14 protein-coding genes, 1 pseudogene and 1 riboswitch are annotated in these 15,432 nt (G+C 41.7%); of the genes and pseudogenes, 2 read left to right on the top strand and 13 right to left on the bottom strand.

Features of this window, described 5'->3' with window-relative positions; translation table 11 throughout:
• Window positions 1-33: 33 nt before the first annotated feature.
• The 5 genes and pseudogenes from cshA to NPA43_RS02475 form a co-directional block, all read right to left on the bottom strand.
• Window positions 34-1,524, bottom strand: coding sequence for a degradosome RNA helicase CshA (cshA, locus tag NPA43_RS02495; protein ID WP_142353667.1), 1,491 nt, complete (start codon window positions 1,522-1,524; stop codon window positions 34-36).
• A 168-nt stretch (window positions 1,525-1,692) separates the two neighbouring features.
• A pseudogene (locus NPA43_RS19190) lies at window positions 1,693-2,028 on the bottom strand (n-acetylglutamate synthase).
• Window positions 2,029-2,155: 127 nt separating this feature from the next.
• On the bottom strand, window positions 2,156-2,848 hold the full coding sequence (locus tag NPA43_RS02485; protein ID WP_099728424.1) for an alpha/beta hydrolase: 693 nt from the start codon (window positions 2,846-2,848) through the stop codon (window positions 2,156-2,158).
• 26 nt (window positions 2,849-2,874) lie between these two features.
• The gene (locus tag NPA43_RS02480; protein ID WP_256499321.1) at window positions 2,875-4,239 is read right to left on the bottom strand and encodes a UDP-N-acetylmuramoyl-tripeptide--D-alanyl-D-alanine ligase; all 1,365 of its coding nucleotides are present in this window, start codon (window positions 4,237-4,239) and stop codon (window positions 2,875-2,877) included.
• Between the two features lie 280 nt (window positions 4,240-4,519).
• Entirely contained in the window at window positions 4,520-5,602 is a 1,083-nt protein-coding gene (locus NPA43_RS02475) for a D-alanine--D-alanine ligase (protein WP_099728427.1), read from the bottom strand.
• Between the two features lie 184 nt (window positions 5,603-5,786).
• On the opposite strand from NPA43_RS02475, the gene NPA43_RS02470 reads away from it, so the two are divergent.
• Together NPA43_RS02470 and fbpB are read left to right on the top strand one after the other, a co-directional pair.
• On the top strand, window positions 5,787-6,107 hold the full coding sequence (locus tag NPA43_RS02470) for a thioredoxin family protein (RefSeq protein WP_099728428.1): 321 nt from the start codon (window positions 5,787-5,789) through the stop codon (window positions 6,105-6,107).
• A 352-nt stretch (window positions 6,108-6,459) separates the two neighbouring features.
• Window positions 6,460-6,609 carry a Fur-regulated basic protein FbpB gene (gene fbpB, locus NPA43_RS02465; protein ID WP_003214266.1) on the top strand — a complete coding sequence of 50 codons (150 nt, stop codon included), beginning with the start codon at window positions 6,460-6,462 and terminating at the stop codon, window positions 6,607-6,609.
• A 101-nt stretch (window positions 6,610-6,710) separates the two neighbouring features.
• Here the strand turns inward: fbpB and NPA43_RS02460 are convergent, their stop codons facing one another.
• The 8 genes from NPA43_RS02460 to NPA43_RS02425 all read right to left on the bottom strand — a co-directional run bounded on the left by NPA43_RS02460 (window position 6,711) and on the right by NPA43_RS02425 (window position 15,406).
• Window positions 6,711-7,046, bottom strand: a complete 336-nt coding sequence (locus NPA43_RS02460; protein WP_008359528.1) for a hypothetical protein — start codon at window positions 7,044-7,046, stop codon at window positions 6,711-6,713.
• A 117-nt stretch (window positions 7,047-7,163) separates the two neighbouring features.
• A complete protein-coding gene (locus tag NPA43_RS02455) occupies window positions 7,164-7,931 on the bottom strand; it encodes an ABC transporter permease (RefSeq protein ID WP_256499320.1) in 768 nt (255 codons plus the stop codon).
• Window positions 7,909-8,835: an ABC transporter ATP-binding protein gene (locus tag NPA43_RS02450; protein WP_099728430.1), complete on the bottom strand. Its 927-nt coding sequence runs from the start codon at window positions 8,833-8,835 to the stop codon at window positions 7,909-7,911. The genes NPA43_RS02455 and NPA43_RS02450 overlap by 23 nt, the downstream gene beginning before the upstream one ends.
• A 127-nt stretch (window positions 8,836-8,962) precedes the next feature.
• Window positions 8,963-10,204: a dicarboxylate/amino acid:cation symporter gene (locus NPA43_RS02445; RefSeq protein ID WP_180275553.1), complete on the bottom strand. Its 1,242-nt coding sequence runs from the start codon at window positions 10,202-10,204 to the stop codon at window positions 8,963-8,965.
• Window positions 10,205-10,281: 77 nt separating this feature from the next.
• Window positions 10,282-10,415, bottom strand: a riboswitch (cyclic di-AMP (ydaO/yuaA leader).
• Window positions 10,416-10,479: 64 nt separating this feature from the next.
• Entirely contained in the window at window positions 10,480-11,502 is a 1,023-nt protein-coding gene (locus NPA43_RS02440; protein WP_099728432.1) for an AI-2E family transporter, read from the bottom strand.
• Between the two features lie 211 nt (window positions 11,503-11,713).
• Window positions 11,714-12,982, bottom strand: coding sequence for a C4-dicarboxylate transporter DctP (dctP, locus tag NPA43_RS02435; RefSeq protein ID WP_230031317.1), 1,269 nt, complete (start codon window positions 12,980-12,982; stop codon window positions 11,714-11,716).
• A 124-nt stretch (window positions 12,983-13,106) separates the two neighbouring features.
• Window positions 13,107-13,790 (bottom strand): response regulator, encoded by a 684-nt coding sequence (locus NPA43_RS02430; protein ID WP_099728434.1) that lies wholly within the window; start codon window positions 13,788-13,790, stop codon window positions 13,107-13,109.
• Entirely contained in the window at window positions 13,787-15,406 is a 1,620-nt protein-coding gene (locus tag NPA43_RS02425; protein WP_370461133.1) for an ATP-binding protein, read from the bottom strand. The genes NPA43_RS02430 and NPA43_RS02425 overlap by 4 nt, the downstream gene beginning before the upstream one ends.
• Window positions 15,407-15,432: the final 26 nt, after the last annotated feature.

The raw sequence follows: 15,432 nt of genomic DNA, 5'->3' as shown, positions 1-15,432 counted from the left end.
AAGCGAACCCTGCAAAGGATTCGCTCTTGTATGTTAGTTGTTATAAGATTTCTTTTGACGACGATCGCTAGAAGAACGATTGCGATCATTTGATGAACGCTTTTTATCACCGTAAGATGAACGGCTTTTCCCACGATAGCCGCCTCCTCCGCCGCCGTCTCTACGTTTAGAAGAGCTGCGGTTGTTGCGATTGCGTTTTGAAATCATTGGTGCTTCATCTGTCAAACGAACAGGCGTTGCATCTGGCTCTTTTGTCATCATTTTGATGGCAGCCGCAACCACTGTGACAGAATCATTATCTTCTAGCAATTCAGCAGCAGCTGTCATGTAGAAGTTTAAGTTGTTTTCACTGATGATCGTGCGTAGACGGTCAACTGTTACTTGCTGTTGTCCTTCAATTGCTTCATCTAGAGTTGGTTCTTTCATACGATCCATTTTACGTTTTGTCGTTTGCTCAATCGCACGAAGCATATCTTTTTCACGTGGTGTGATAAACGTCACCGCCATACCTGTACGTCCAGCACGGCCTGTACGTCCAATACGGTGTACATAGCTTTCCGGATCTTGTGGCACGTCGAAGTTATACACGTGTGTCACGCCAGAGATATCAAGTCCACGTGCTGCAACGTCTGTTGCCACAAGCACATCGATTGAACCTTCTTTGAATTTGCGAAGCGCAACCATACGTTTCGCTTGAGTCAGGTCACCATGAATTCCTTCAGCTGTATAACCTCTTAGGTTAAGCGCTTCTGTCAATTCGTCAACACGGCGTTTCGTACGACCGAAGACAATTGAAAGCTCAGGTGATTGAATGTCAAGAAGACGTGTCAATGTATCAAATTTCTTACGTTCGTGAATATCCAAGTAGAACTGTTGGATGTTAGATACTGTCATTTCTTTTGCTTTTACTTTCACATGCTCTGGGTTTGTCATGAAACGTTCTGCAATGCGCTTAATTGGTGCAGGCATTGTCGCAGAGAATAAAAGTGTTTGGTGTTCACTTGGTACATTTGAAAGGATCGATTCAATGTCTTCAATGAAACCCATGTTTAGCATTTCATCTGCTTCATCAAGCACAACTGTTTCAACATTTTGAAGACGCATTGTACGACGGTTAATGTGATCGAGTAAACGTCCTGGAGTCCCTACGATGATATGAGGGTTCTTCTTGAGCGAACGGATTTGGCGGCTGATATCTTGTCCACCGTAAATCGGAAGAACGCGTGCACGCTTGTCTTGGCCGATTTTGTATAGCTCTTCAGATACTTGAATAGCTAATTCTCTTGTTGGCGCAATGATAATCGCTTGGATATTAGGAGACGCTGGGTCGATTTTTTCAACCAGAGGAATACCAAATGCTGCTGTTTTTCCTGTTCCTGTTTGTGCTTGTCCGATGACATCTTTATTCTGAAGACCGAGAGGAATCGTTTCTGCTTGAATCGGTGTTGCTTCTTCAAATCCCATGCGGTTAATAGCTTTCATGAGACTTTCGCTTAATTGAAAATCTTGAAACGTTATAGTCAAATTATTCAAACTCCTTCTAATTGCTGTTTCAGTAATCTCGTGAATGATCATTAAAAACTGCCCTTTTCTGAAAGGACAGGTCCATTATATACAAAGCCCGAATTACCCTACATTATATCTTACCATTACACTATTTGTTTTTCAACAAGACAGAAATGGATATATCTACTACTCCACAATGACAGATTCACCTTCACTTTGATCTCCGTCCATCCATCTCCACTTTTCTAACAGTTGAATTTTTCCGTTATCCAGCTGCTTAGGTGTAGAATCGCAGGTCCCGCTTCTCATGCTGCCATCCTTGCTCACATGGTGGTATCTAAAATGAAGTGTTCCATCCTCTTTCACTGTTCCTACAAGTCCGCCAGATACAATACTGCCGCCTTAATATATGCCCGTTAAAATATTCCCGTCCTGACGATATTGAAATATGGTTCTTTCTGATACTTCCCCATTACTCGAATTAGACTGCGGGATAAAGGTTTTTCTGTCATATTGAAACAACCGAATCGACCACCTTTTCTTTCCTATTGTAACATAGGCCTGTCACTGATTCGACAAAAATGTTGCAGATTTTAACAAGTGGGATTCAATTTATATTAGTTTAGCCACATTTTCGCTTTTCTATATATTAAATTGCTTTTTTTAGAAATTGTTCTACTTTCTCAAACAATTGCTGTGCACATGGCTCGTGACAAACATGGTGTTTACAGTCAGGTAAATAATACATTTCTTTCTGATGAGACGGGATTTTATGATAAATAAATTCTGCACTAGAAGCGGGAACAATCCCATCGCTTTCCCCTTGAACAATTAAGACGGGCAGATGAAGTTTCTCAAGGGAGCTCTTCGTTTGTTTTACCAGCTTCATAAATTCTACAGCAGCTGATAGCGGCGTGCTCGTTAGCTTATGACGATACCGATCATACAAGGGGTTCGTATCAATCAACCCAGACAAAGATTCCTTCACCATCTGTCTTGTGTCTTGGATCATCTGTTTTGGGTTCACATATTTTGCCGCGGCACTTAAAAGGACAAGGCGGGCAACCGGATACTTCGCAGCTAAGTAAGAGGCAATCATCCCGCCCATTGAAAAGCCGACCAAATAAATGGTGTCACATGTTCGGTAGAGGGATAAAAGTTCTAGTTCAGCTGTCGCAATCCATTCTTGATAAAGAATGCCTTTTAATTGAAGTTCCTCCCCATGTCCCGGAAGCGTGATAGACTGCACGGTCCAATCTGTCGTCTGCTTTAAATACTGCGCCAGCGGTTCTACCTCATAAGGGGCTCCCGTAAAACCGTGTATACATAGACATCCAATCATTCAGTCACCTTCTTTGCCGCTAACTTTTATAGTGCAGTAATGACTTCTTCCAATCTCATGCCGCGTGAGGCTTTGACAAGAACAACATCGTCAGGTCCTGCCACTTCAGCTAGTTTTTTCTTCAGTTCCTCTTTGTCCATATATGAGAACACGCGCGCGTCTCCAAATGCTTTCTTCGCTCCTTCAGCAATGAGTGCACCTAGACGTCCATACGTCATGACATGATCGATAAACTCAGGCTTGATGTATCGGCCTAGTTCGTAATGATACGTTTCTTCTTCACTTCCCATTTCAAGCATATCACCAAGCACTAGAATGCGATTGGCGAAACCGTCCATATCCCCTACAAGATCAATCGCCGCTTTCATGGAAGTAGGACTCGCATTATACGCATCGTTTATGACCGTGATTCCTTTATCTGTTGTAAACAGCTCAAGACGCATCCCTGTCAATTTTGTTTGCATCAACCCTTGGGCTATTTGTCTTTCATTCAGCCCAAAATGCTGGCCAATGGCAATAGCAGCAAGGGCATTCTTCACATTATGTTTCCCTAATACAGGAATGAGAAACGCCTGAGCGTACCCTTCGACTTGAAATTCAGTTCCTTCTGCAAGCTGATTGATGTGATTCACCCTGATATCACAGTCCTCTGCTTCTCCAAAGGTTTTCACGTTGTGAGTCAGTGCATTCGCTCTTTCACGAAGCAAGGGCTCATCTCCTAAATAATAAAAGACGCCATTCTCTTTTAACCCTTTTGTGATCTCACATTTTGCGTCGGCAATTGCTTCTCTTGATCCTAGATCTTGCATATGAGATTCTCCGACATTGGTGATGACTGCTGCATCAGGCTCAGCGAGGCTTGACAAAAACTCAATCTCACCTTTTGCGCTCATGCCCATCTCCAAGACAGCGATCTCTGTTCCTTCTGGCATCTCGAGAATGGTGAGCGGAAGACCGATATGATTATTAAAATTGCCATCTGTTTTATGGACTTGATACGCCGTTTGTAATACTGAATGAATCATGTCTTTCGTTGTTGTTTTACCATTACTTCCTGTAATACCGACAACACGAGGATTTTCTTCTTTTAAGTATGATTTTGCCAGCTGTTGCAGTGCAGCCAGTGTATCTTCTACAAGAATGACTGGGACGCCTTCTGGTGGATTGGCCTCTTTTTGATTCCAAAGAATAGCGGCAGCTCCAAGCTCCAATGCTTTTGAAGCAAATGTGTGACCGTTAAAATGTTCTCCAATAAGCGGGATAAACAGTGCGCCTTTTGATACTTTTCGTGTATCTGTTGTCACTCCGTGAATTTGCTCTTCGCCAAAAGCTTGATTAGATAATGCCCCACCAGCCATTTGGGCAATATGTTTCACTGTACGTTTGATCATGATTTTCGCCTCTCTTTCTCATTTCATGTTTGAAGGAACAGAGACACTACCTGTAGGATAGTGTCTCAGCGTGTAGACAAACCCTCGCATTCTGTGTCAGTCCTGCGTGCTGGTGCTCACGAATCTCAAATTCGCTCCGCTCCGGTACTCGTCCTTCCTAGACTGCAAAGGTTTTCTATCACGCTGAAAAGAAGACAAAGGGCTAAAATAAAGTTCATTTTAGCCCTTTGTCAACAATCTGAGACACTACCTGTAGGATAGTGTCTGCTTGTTGCTCACATTAAAAAGTTGTTTTAATGGTTTGTTTTTCTTGATGACGTTCAATTGCAAGTGACACCAGCTTTTCAATCAACTCAGGATACTCTACGCCAGTATGTTTCCAAAGCAGCGGGAACATACTGAATGGTGTGAATCCAGGCATTGTATTCACTTCATTGATCAGCACTTTGCCATCCTCTGTTAGGAAGAAGTCTGCACGTACGAGACCAGATCCATCAATGGCTTTAAATGCTTTAATCGCCATATCGTGAATCGTCTTGTATTCCTCCTCTGAAACACTAGCAGGAATGATCAAGTCTGTATCGCCATCTTCATATTTTGCTTTGTAGTCATAAAAATCTGTTTTAGGTGCAATTTCACCAACAACAGAGCATTTCGGCTCGTCATTTCCTAATACACCAATTTCAATTTCTCTTCCAATGACGCCTTCTTCCACGACAACACGACGATCATATTGGAAAGCCAAATCAAATGCTGCTTGAAGCTCTTCTTTGCTGCGGCATTTACTAATTCCAACACTTGATCCCATGTTGGCAGGTTTCACAAAGCAAGGATAGCCTAGTACTTGCTCCACCTGTTCTAAGCTGTCTGATGTTGTTTTCTCATAGTCTTTTTTATTGAAGGAAAGGTGCTTTGCTTGTTCAAGTCCTGCTTGCGCAAAAACATCTTTCATCATGACTTTATCCATACCCGCAGCAGAAGCGAGAACGCCGTTACCGACATACGGGATATTTAGTAGTTCAAGTAAACCTTGCATCGTTCCATCTTCACCATTTGGTCCGTGCAGCAATGGAAAGACGACATCAATCTTCTCATCAGGTGATGCAGGCTGTGGAAACATGCTCTCATTTAAAGAAGTTGGTAAAAACGTCTTTGCGTTTTGTTCAAATTGAAGCATTTTAACGTTTGATACTGGTTCAGTGAGTTTTTCTCCTCTTAGCCATTCGCCCTCTTCTGTAATATAAATTGGATGTATATCGAACTTTTCAGTGTTAAGTGCTTTTGTTACTGCAAGGGCTGTTTGCAGTGATACATTATGTTCGGCTGACTTTCCGCCGTAAACCAATCCTAAACTTATTTTCAATGGATACTCCCCCCACTAAAATTCATCTTTACTATCTTATCACTTTCAAGCGAAAATGCTCTAATTAATTTTTGTTGTTACGGAATTGAAATGATTTGTAAAGGTTGTATGCGCCCCCCGAGCATTTGTATGTCATTCGCCTTTATTTTATATTAAAATGACATTGAAAAGGAGTTGTGACAAATTGAAAAAAATCACAAGTACTGAACAATTCAATGAAATCATTCAATCAGACAAAGAAGTCATCGTTAAATTCTTTGCGACATGGTGTCCTGATTGCACAAGAATGGACATGTTCATTCCAGACATTTTAGAGGCTTATGCTCACCATGAATGGTTTGAAATAAACAAAGATGACTTCCCTGAATTAGCGGAAACGTATCAGGTCATGGGAATTCCAAGCCTGTTAATTTTCAAAAATGGTGAAAAAACAGGTCATTTACACAGTGCAAACGCAAAATCACCTGAAGAAGTGACAGAGTTTCTTCAAAAACACGTTTCATAACTGATGATAATGAAGGATATCAGCAAACTCTTGCTGGTGTCTTTTTCATTTCTTCTATATCCTCTTATATCAAATCTCTACATAAGACGAGATGTATGTCCAAAACGTTTCAATGAAGAAAAAGATGTTTTTATGATGTCACGACAAGAATTGACAGCGAATTATTTCCTGGGAAAGAATTCAAAGTCGATATGGATGGGAATATGTCGGTTACGTGAATTTTCTGAATTGAATCTTTACTTCTGACATTTGACTTTGTATAATGAAGTTGTTAGCTAATTGAAAATGATTATCAATTTCATCTATGTGAAATCTTATAAATGTCCATTTTTATAAAGGAGCGATGAGTCACATGTCTAAGAAGAAGATCAAAACATACCAGCAATTGATTGAAGAGAACAAGAAGGCGATCATGCGCGATCCTAAAATGATGGAAAGTATATACGAAACCATCGACAAAAAGCATCAGAAGCAGCTTGCAGCTGCTGGACGTGAATCATAAATACAAGATGAGCAGTCAAAAGCTGGCTGCTCTTTTATTTACCTCAACAGAAATAAAAAAAGCCGATAAAATCGAATAACAGATTTTATCGGCTTTTGTTTTTAATGTGATTTCGCTACACGGTCCTGCTTCATTCCTAAGTAAATGAGCATATACGTGAGATAGCCCATAGTCATCGTTAAACCACCGAAAAAGAATTGAGAAAATACAGGTTCCTCAAATGTCGTAACGGCAGCAAGAATGATCCAGCTCGCATATAAATAAACCATGAACCATTTCATGTTTCTTTTAAGTGTATACAGAAAGAAAAGACCGGCTAATGAAAAGATCCCTAGCGCTAGTCTGAAATAAACAAGATGATCAAACTGGAAGGCAAAAGACACAAACGAAAACGACAGCAGCAACAAAATTGGTAAAGCCGTAATGAAATTCTTCACGATAGTGCCACCTCCATGACTCCTCCCTATTATAAGACAAAATCAGCCGGTTATCGTGAAATACAGACTCGTTTTCACAAAGATGTCATGAATTTTTCTTGTTATTTGACACAATTTTTACACATTTACGTCACGCTTCCAAAAAAGGAACCAAGCCGTTCCAACAAAGAAAACAAAATGCGCCCCTACAATGAATAGAGAAAACAAAAGACTCATTCCATCAAAGGGTGGCGGTCCTTGAAAGCTGTATTGAGTAAAGTCCGTATTGGCGAAAAGCAGGATTTTCCCCCACTGATTTTCAAAAAGAGACATGATAGGCACAAGTGATTTTGCCGCATATAAAACAAAGAATGAAGTGACAAGCGCAATCAGGCTGTTCCTAAACAAACTGGAACACATAAAAGCGAAGCTTGCCATCATGATCACTTCCACCCACTGTGAACCGATGACTGCAAGCGTATGCTGAAATAATCTTCCCGTACTCTCATCAAATTCAGTACCAAAGAAAATAAGGCCAAATAGAAAAGCTAATACGTAATAAAAAACAAACAGGTAAATGACCGAGAGAACAAGTGTCATATATTTTGACAGAAAAATATGCAGCCTTGTCTTTGGCCGGATGAATAAGAACTTGATCGTCCTTTTTTGAAACTCTGTGGAGATCAGTGTCGCGCCAATGACAACAGCGAGCACTTGTAAAATAAACACGACGTTTGTGGAATAAGCAAAATAGTTCGCGACCGTGTCTTGTCCACCAAGGCTGGATATGACTCGTTTCAACGCTAAAGCCATCGTCATTTGAAAGACAACGATCAATCCAAGTGCAATGAATGTGATCTTTTGCCTCATAATTTTTTTATGCTCATTCTTGATCAGTTGAAGCATCTGCTGTCCCGCCTTCCGTCCATTTCATAAAGGCCTCTTCAATGGATTGTTTTTGAGGCGTCATTTCTAGTACATCAAACCCTGCCAACACGAGCTGCTTGTTAAGCTCTGATACACGATCTTTGTTCAGTTGAAGCAGCACCTGCTCTCCATTTCGTTCATATGTATATCCATTTGTGTCGAGCCATGAAGCGGCCTTTTCTACTGGCTGAATATTCATCAGCACCTGCTCTTTGCCCTCCATGTCCCGGAGATTCGCACTCGCTCTGATCCGTCCTTTTTGAATGATGATCATGCGGTCACATAGCTCTTCTACCTCATGCAATAAATGCGTGGCAAATAACACGGAGGTTCCTTCTTCTTGTACGAGCGTTTGCAAGTGCTCGCGGAATTCCTTCATTCCTGCGGGATCAAGCCCATTTGTCGGTTCGTCTAAAATGAGCAGATTGGGCTGATGCAAAATGGCTTGTGCAATCCCAAGCCTTTGTTTCATCCCCAATGAATACGTCTTGACCTTCTGATGAATGGCGTGCTCCAGACGAACTCTTTTCACCACTTCATGAATGCGGCCCTCGGAAACTCCATCGTGCATCGCCCCATACAATTCAAGGTTTTCAAAGCCTGTTAAATACGGATAGAACTCAGGATTTTCTATGATGGCACCAACAGATGACATCGCCTTTAGAAATTCATTATCCTGAGAATATCCATTGATCATGATTCGGCCATTGTTTTTTCTCATCAAGCCCACGATCAGCCGAATCAAGGTCGTTTTTCCAGACCCATTTGGTCCAAGTAAACCGACAATCTCTCCTTGCCCAATCTCCATAGAAATATCTTGCAAAATCATATGTCGGCCAATTTGTTTATCGACTTTCTCTACTTTTAGAACAGCAGACTGCAAAGTGGTTCCTCCTTCTGATGTAAAGCCTATGGCGGCAAGTAAGGCCGCTCATTCTGTTAAAAGTATATCACGCAAAACAAGCCGTTCCACGAAAAAAAGGGCTGATCCAAGTCAGCCCTTTTGAACATTACATTGATAAATTAGGTGATGATGCGTCCTTCTCATGTTTTTTCTCAGTTTCTGTCACAATCACCGCACATGCTGCGTCACCTGTAATATTAACAACGGTTCTCGCCATATCTAATAAGCGGTCAATACCAAGGATGAGCGCAATGCCTTCAACAGGAAGCCCCACAGAATTCAGTACCATGGCCAGCATAATTAAGCCAACTCCCGGTACGCCGGCTGTCCCGATACTGGCTAATACGGCGGTTAATATAACTGTGATCATTTGCATGAGTGTCAATTCAATCCCAAACACTTGAGCAATAAAGATGGTTGCGACCCCTTGCATAATCGCCGTCCCATCCATATTGATTGTCGCGCCTAATGGCTGCACAAAGCTAGATATTGGCTCTGGTACTTTCAGCTTTTTTTGAGCAGTTTCCATTGAAACAGGAAGAACTGCACTACTGCTTGACGTACTAAACGCCACGACCATCGCAGGTGAAAAATCTTTAAAGAATGTAAAAGGATTTCGTTTTGCAAATAAAGCCAAAGTTGAACCATAGGTGAGAAAGAAATGAACAAATAGCGCTACTAGAACCACTGAAAAGTACAGCCCCATGGCTTTAATTGCATCAAGACCTTGGCTCCCAATCGCCGTTACAATTAAGCCAAATGTTCCGTATGGAGCAAATTTCATGACTACTCCCACAAGGTACATCATGAGTTCATTGCCTTGTTCTAATATTTTGAGTAACCCTTCTGTTTTTTTACCTAGTACTGCAATGCCTAGACCTAAGAAAACACAGAACACAATGATTTGCAGCATGTTACCTTCAACTAGAGATTGAACTGGATTTGTTGGAATGATGTTTAATAATGTGTCAGCCGTAGATGGTGCTTCTTGAGGTGTATATTCTGCCCCCTTTGTATCGAAAGAACCAAAGGAACCAGGTTTAATTAATAACGCTAAAGACATTGCAATGATAATAGCGAATGTTGTTGTCAGTAAAAAGTATGAGATGCTTTTTGCGCCAATTCTGCCAAGCTTTTTCGGATCACCAAGGCCTGCCACGCCAAGTGTGATGGAAAAGAACACGATTGGCACAACTAACATTTTGATAAGATTCAAGAAGATTTGACCTAGAGGTGTGAACAGATAAGGATCTAACATTTTGAATACATTTGGAGCAAAAATGTTAAGCAAAAGTCCCGTGATTGCACCTACAATGAGGGCAATGATAATTTTTGTAGCCAGCTTCAATAAAATCTCCCCTTCCTCGTCAAAAAGACCCACGAGAGAGTTTTCTCGTGGGTCTGCGTGTTCTTACATATACCACCGTTTACTCTCTTCACGCTGATGAGGTTAGCTGACGGGTTAGGACGAAGAGATGTCCTTTTTTCTAATGAAAGAAAAATTCACCCCAAAAACATGGGTCCCCCATTCCTTTAGAAGGATTAAGCGTGTGGTTATTATGATATTTTCATACTATTTATACCTTATTTTTAGAAAATTGTAAACAGGTTCATATGAACTTTTTAATTACTTTCTTCCTTATTTGTGACCTCCAAAATGTCTAAAATAAACACAAAGATTGGGATACCGATAATGAGTCCCCAAATGCCAATATAGTGTTCAGAGAAAATCAGCACAATAAATGTGAAGAAAATAGGGAGTTCTGTTTTAGCCGACATGAGCTTCGGATTTAAGAAATAGGCTTCGATTGCATGGATGATGACGATGACCAGCACAATATAAAGGACATACATTCCGCCTCCAAGTGTATACGCAATGATGCTCAATGGAATGAGAGAGATGACCACACCCGCTACAGGAATTAAGCCTAGCAAAAAGACCATGACCGCTAATCCAAATAACTGCGGAAAACCCATAATCCCAAGCGCAATTGTCGTTAAGACACAGTTAACGGTGGCAATGATAAACTGTGCTTCGAGTACCTTTCCAAACGTTCTGGAGAATTTACGTCCAAAGAAAGCAATTTCATGATAGAACACGGAGATTTTACTCGTTTTGAACTTGTTCATGAATTGGATGAGGCGTTCCTTTTCAAACAGGAAGAACATGCTTAATATTAAGGACATAATGACCTGGATACTGAACGTGCTGAAATCTGTTAAGTATGTATAGAGGAAATTAAACCCTTTCTCAAAGTAAGCTGATATTTTGAAATCTCCGAATACGTTGGTGATGACGTCAAAGAAGGGTAAATCTTGTGGATGATCTGCAATTTTCTTTCCTAAATGAAATAACTGCTCCACCTGTTTGGCGATGATTGGCACAAAAACGAATCCGCCAAACGTCAATCCACCAGCCAGGAGAATATACAAAAGGGTAATGACCGATTTCTGTCCTATTTTTAGGAAGTGATTTAAAAAGCCCCTAATGACCCCTTCTAACCGATTCATCAAAAAGGTGAATATGAAGGTCAGGAGAATTAAATTCATCATTCCTCTTAATAGATACAATACTGTGGCTAATACTACAAATACTGAAAACCGCTTAACACCGGGTTTTTCGAACAATTTTAAAAATGCTGCCATTACGTTCCACACCTGCCAGGACTAAAGTCTATTTTTCATCGTATCTGATATACATTATATCGGATCTTTCTGTAAATTATATAACAAAAGGTCATTGAGGTCTTACGATTCGTTCTAATTTTATCAAGCTTTTCGGTTTTTTCTTTTCATCACAAGAAAAAACCGAACCCCATGTAGAACATAAGGTTTCGGTTTTTGGTTGTTTTTTATACTAAACGGCTTGCTTGATATTTCGCATTTCCTGAAGCGCTGTTTTACTCTTCGCTTCGTCAAATTCACCTTCACTTTTCGCTACAACAATGGTTGCAATTCCATTTCCAATCAGGTTTGTAATGGCTCTTCCTTCACTCATGAATCGGTCAACACCAAGCAGCAGTGCAAGCCCTTCAAGCGGAATGACCTGAAGTGCAGCAAGTGTAGATGCCAGCACGATAAATCCGCTTCCTGTTACCCCAGCTGCTCCCTTTGATGTGAGCATCAGAACAAGGATAATCGTGATCTGCTGACCGATGGATAAGTCCACACCAAAAACTTGTGCTAAGAAGACCACGGCCATCGATAAGTATATTGAAGTTCCGTCTAAGTTAAAGGAATAACCTGTTGGAATGACAAGTCCAACAACCGACTTAGAACAGCCATATCGTTCCATTTTATCCATCATTCTTGGCAGCACTGATTCTGAAGAACTTGTGCCAAGGACAATTAAAATTTCATCCTTGATAAATCGTAGATAACCGAACAGGCTAAACCCATACATTTTACAAATGATGTTCAGCACAACGAAGATGAACAGGAACATGGTCATATAAACGGAGAGCATCAGACTCGCCAGCGGTTTAATCGAAGCCAAACCAAAGTGTCCGATCGTATAGGCCATTGCCCCAAATGCACCGAGTGGCGCGGCACGCATGATATATCCAATGATTTTGAAGAAGACAAGTGACAGCTTATCGAGCCATTCGATGATTCCTTTTCCCTTCTCACCAAGTGCAGCAAGCGCAACACCGAATAAAATAGAGAAGAATAAGACCTGTAAAATATCTCCCTTCGCAAAGGCATCTACCATGTTAGAAGGCACAATGTGTGTCACAAACTCCATCCAGTCGATACCCTGCCCCCCATTTTGGGTATACTGTGAAACATCCCCTTTTTCAAGCTTACTATAGTCAAGACCTGCTCCCGGCTTCATGAAATTGACAACAAAAAGACCGATGACCAGAGCAAGCGTTGTCACGACTTCAAAATAAATAAATGCTTTTCCCCCAACTTTCCCGACCTTTTTCATATCCCCCATCTTGGCAATACCAAGAACGATGGTTAAGAAAATGATTGGTGCGATCACCATTTTGACCGCATTAATAAATGTGTCACCAAGCGGCTTCATTTCTTTCCCGACGTTTGGCCAAACCATTCCGACAATGATCCCGATCATGACAGCTGCAATGACCTGAAATGTCAGGTTCTTCAAAAGCCTCTTCATAAAAAATCAACTCCCTCACCCTTCGATGTAAACGCTTAACTGTTATCTGTAGGTAAATGATAGCGATTTCATCAAAGGCTGTGAAGCTTATGAACATATCGTACATTTTGGTCTTTTTGGTCTCTTAGTCGGAATGTACGATATATTTATTTACAGGCCGACCTATCCCGCCATATTGCATATCTAATTTCAGCTCACCTTCTTTGACAAGGAAGTCTAAATACCGGCGTGCCGTGACACGGGCAATGCCAAGCGCATTGGCAACTTCCTCAGCGGATAGTGCGCCTTCTTGCAAACGCATATAGGCTTTAATTTCGTTCATCGTATGCACATTCAGCCCCTTAGGGAGCCATGTATCTTCCTGCTTAACGGCAGGCTTTCGTATGATATCATCCAGCATCTCCTGAGAAAATTCTGCTGCGGTGCGAATTTTCGATTTAAATGCTTTATAGCTTTCAAGCGATTCTTTCATTCGTTCAAATTTGAACGGTTTAATAATATAATCCCGCGCACCATTTTGAAGCATGACGCCAATTGTCTCTTTGTCCTTCGCTGCAGAAATCACAATCACATCCACCTGTATCTTTAGCTTTCTGATGTCTTGCAGCGTTTTGACGCCATCCTTCTTCGGCATATAGACATCAAGTACCACGAGGTCTGGACGAATCTCTTTGATCAGCTGGATGCCCTGTTCGCCATTCCCTGCTACAGCCGCTACTTGAAAGCCAGGAACACTCATAATGAACTCTTTATTCACTTCTTGCACCATCGGGTCATCTTCAATTAATAGCACCTTAATCTGAGTCATCTGTCTCTCTCCTCTACTGTCATTGGGAATTCGATTGAGAAGGTGGTACCAATGCCGATGCTTGATGTGACTTCTACGTTCCCCATCCCTTTGTCGATCATCGTTTTGACAATATACAGGCCATAGCCTGTTCCGCCTTCTTTGCCGTATGTGAAGCCTTTATCGAAGATATGAGGAATCATTTCCTCTTCTATCCCGGAGCCATGGTCTTCAATCAAAATCGCGAGAACATCCTCCGTTTGATCAATACTAATCGAAATGAGTTTCGTTTCTCTTTCTACAGTATCATACGAGGCAAAGGCGTTCTCAATCAGATTGCCAAGCAGCTTCGTCATATCATGCTGATCTAGCCGCTCTGGAAAATCGCGCAGACAGCTATTTTCATCCACTTCGACTTTGATGCCAAGCTCCTTGCCCCTTCTAATCTTGCTCATCAATAAACCTGCGACGGCATCGTGCTGAATGACGCGGTGAAGAAAATCCGTCACATGTTCCTGTTCTTCTGTCGTTTGAAACGCAAGGTCGAGCGCCTGATCGGCTTTGCCAAGCTGAATCAATCCCGCAATCGTATGAAGCTTATTCATATGCTCATGATTCTGCACCCGCAGGCCGTCAACGAAGTTCTTGACCCCAGTTAGTTCCTCTGCTAATTTAGCAGCCTCTGTCCGGTCCTGAAAAATGGCGACTGCTCCGATAATCTTCTTTTTCATCACAATCGGAATCCGGCTGCTCATAATCCGCTTTCCGCTCATATGAATCTCTTCATTGTAGACTGGTTCTGCGCGATCAATGATTTCAGGAAGCCTTGTGTCAGGCAGCACCTCCCAAATATTCCGGCCTACTGCATCACCTGTCACTCCAAAAATTTGCTTCGCCTTCTCATTAAAAATGGTAATCATATGCTGATTATCGATGGCGATGACTCCTTCATTGATGGAGTGAAAGGTGGCGGTGCGTTCCTCTAGCATTCTGACAATCTCATGCGGCTCCAGCTTAAACATTTGCTGTTTAATATGACGGGCGAGCAAAAAGGAACCCACAAGCCCAAAGCTGAGCGTCAGCAGCAGGATCATGAGGATATCCCGCTTCATTTCTCCTAATATATCTGCCATACTTGGCAGCGTTCTTCCTACAAGGACAACCCCTGTCTGGTTAAACTTTTCATCCTTCACTGGATAAAAAGCTCTGATGGCTGTCCCCAACTCTCCCTCTGCTTCTGAGAAATAAATATGCTCTGCAAAAGCCGGTTCTTCATCTGTCCCCTCTGAGCGGTGGCCAATTCTTGTTTTCACTGGATGCGTTAATCTCACATGATCCATATCCATGACAACAATGTAGTCAGCGTCTTGAATAATCCGAATCTCTTCGATCGCATGCTGTAATCGAGAACGTTCCTTTGTCTGATCCGCTAACGCCTGCTTCACCTCATTCATCTCAGCCACTGTTCTCGCTGTGTTCATGAGTCTTTTTCGCAGCTCGCGTTCCTCCGTTTGCTGGATTCCCCCGACAAGGACAATCCCTCCGATTAAAAGGGCGAAAATGACAACGAAATATGTCAAAATGGTGAGCTTCCACCTAATAGATAGTTGTTGTAATTTCAATCGATTTCTCATCATTTTTTCACCTGTATCTTTACGAATTC

This window comes from Bacillus pumilus (assembly GCF_024498355.1).
Classification (GTDB): domain Bacteria; phylum Bacillota; class Bacilli; order Bacillales; family Bacillaceae; genus Bacillus; species Bacillus pumilus_P.
This window is presented reverse-complemented; position numbering and strand designations above follow the sequence as displayed.

Bases quoted from the DNA above. Each gene is read 5' to 3' on its own strand.
- NPA43_RS02485 (WP_099728424.1), bottom strand. From the start codon at position 2,848: ATGATTGGATGTCTATGTATACACGGTTTTACGGGAGCCCCTTATGAG.
- NPA43_RS02480 (WP_256499321.1), bottom strand. From the start codon at position 4,239: ATGATCAAACGTACAGTGAAACATATTGCCCAAATGGCTGGTGGGGCA.
- fbpB (WP_003214266.1), top strand. From the start codon at position 6,460: ATGTCTAAGAAGAAGATCAAAACATACCAGCAATTGATTGAAGAGAAC.
- NPA43_RS02455 (WP_256499320.1), bottom strand. From the start codon at position 7,931: ATGCTTCAACTGATCAAGAATGAGCATAAAAAAATTATGAGGCAAAAG.
- NPA43_RS02440 (WP_099728432.1), bottom strand. From the start codon at position 11,502: ATGGCAGCATTTTTAAAATTGTTCGAAAAACCCGGTGTTAAGCGGTTT.
- dctP (WP_230031317.1), bottom strand. From the start codon at position 12,982: ATGAAGAGGCTTTTGAAGAACCTGACATTTCAGGTCATTGCAGCTGTC.
- NPA43_RS02430 (WP_099728434.1), bottom strand. From the start codon at position 13,790: ATGACTCAGATTAAGGTGCTATTAATTGAAGATGACCCGATGGTGCAA.
- NPA43_RS02425 (WP_370461133.1), bottom strand. From the start codon at position 15,406: ATGATGAGAAATCGATTGAAATTACAACAACTATCTATTAGGTGGAAG.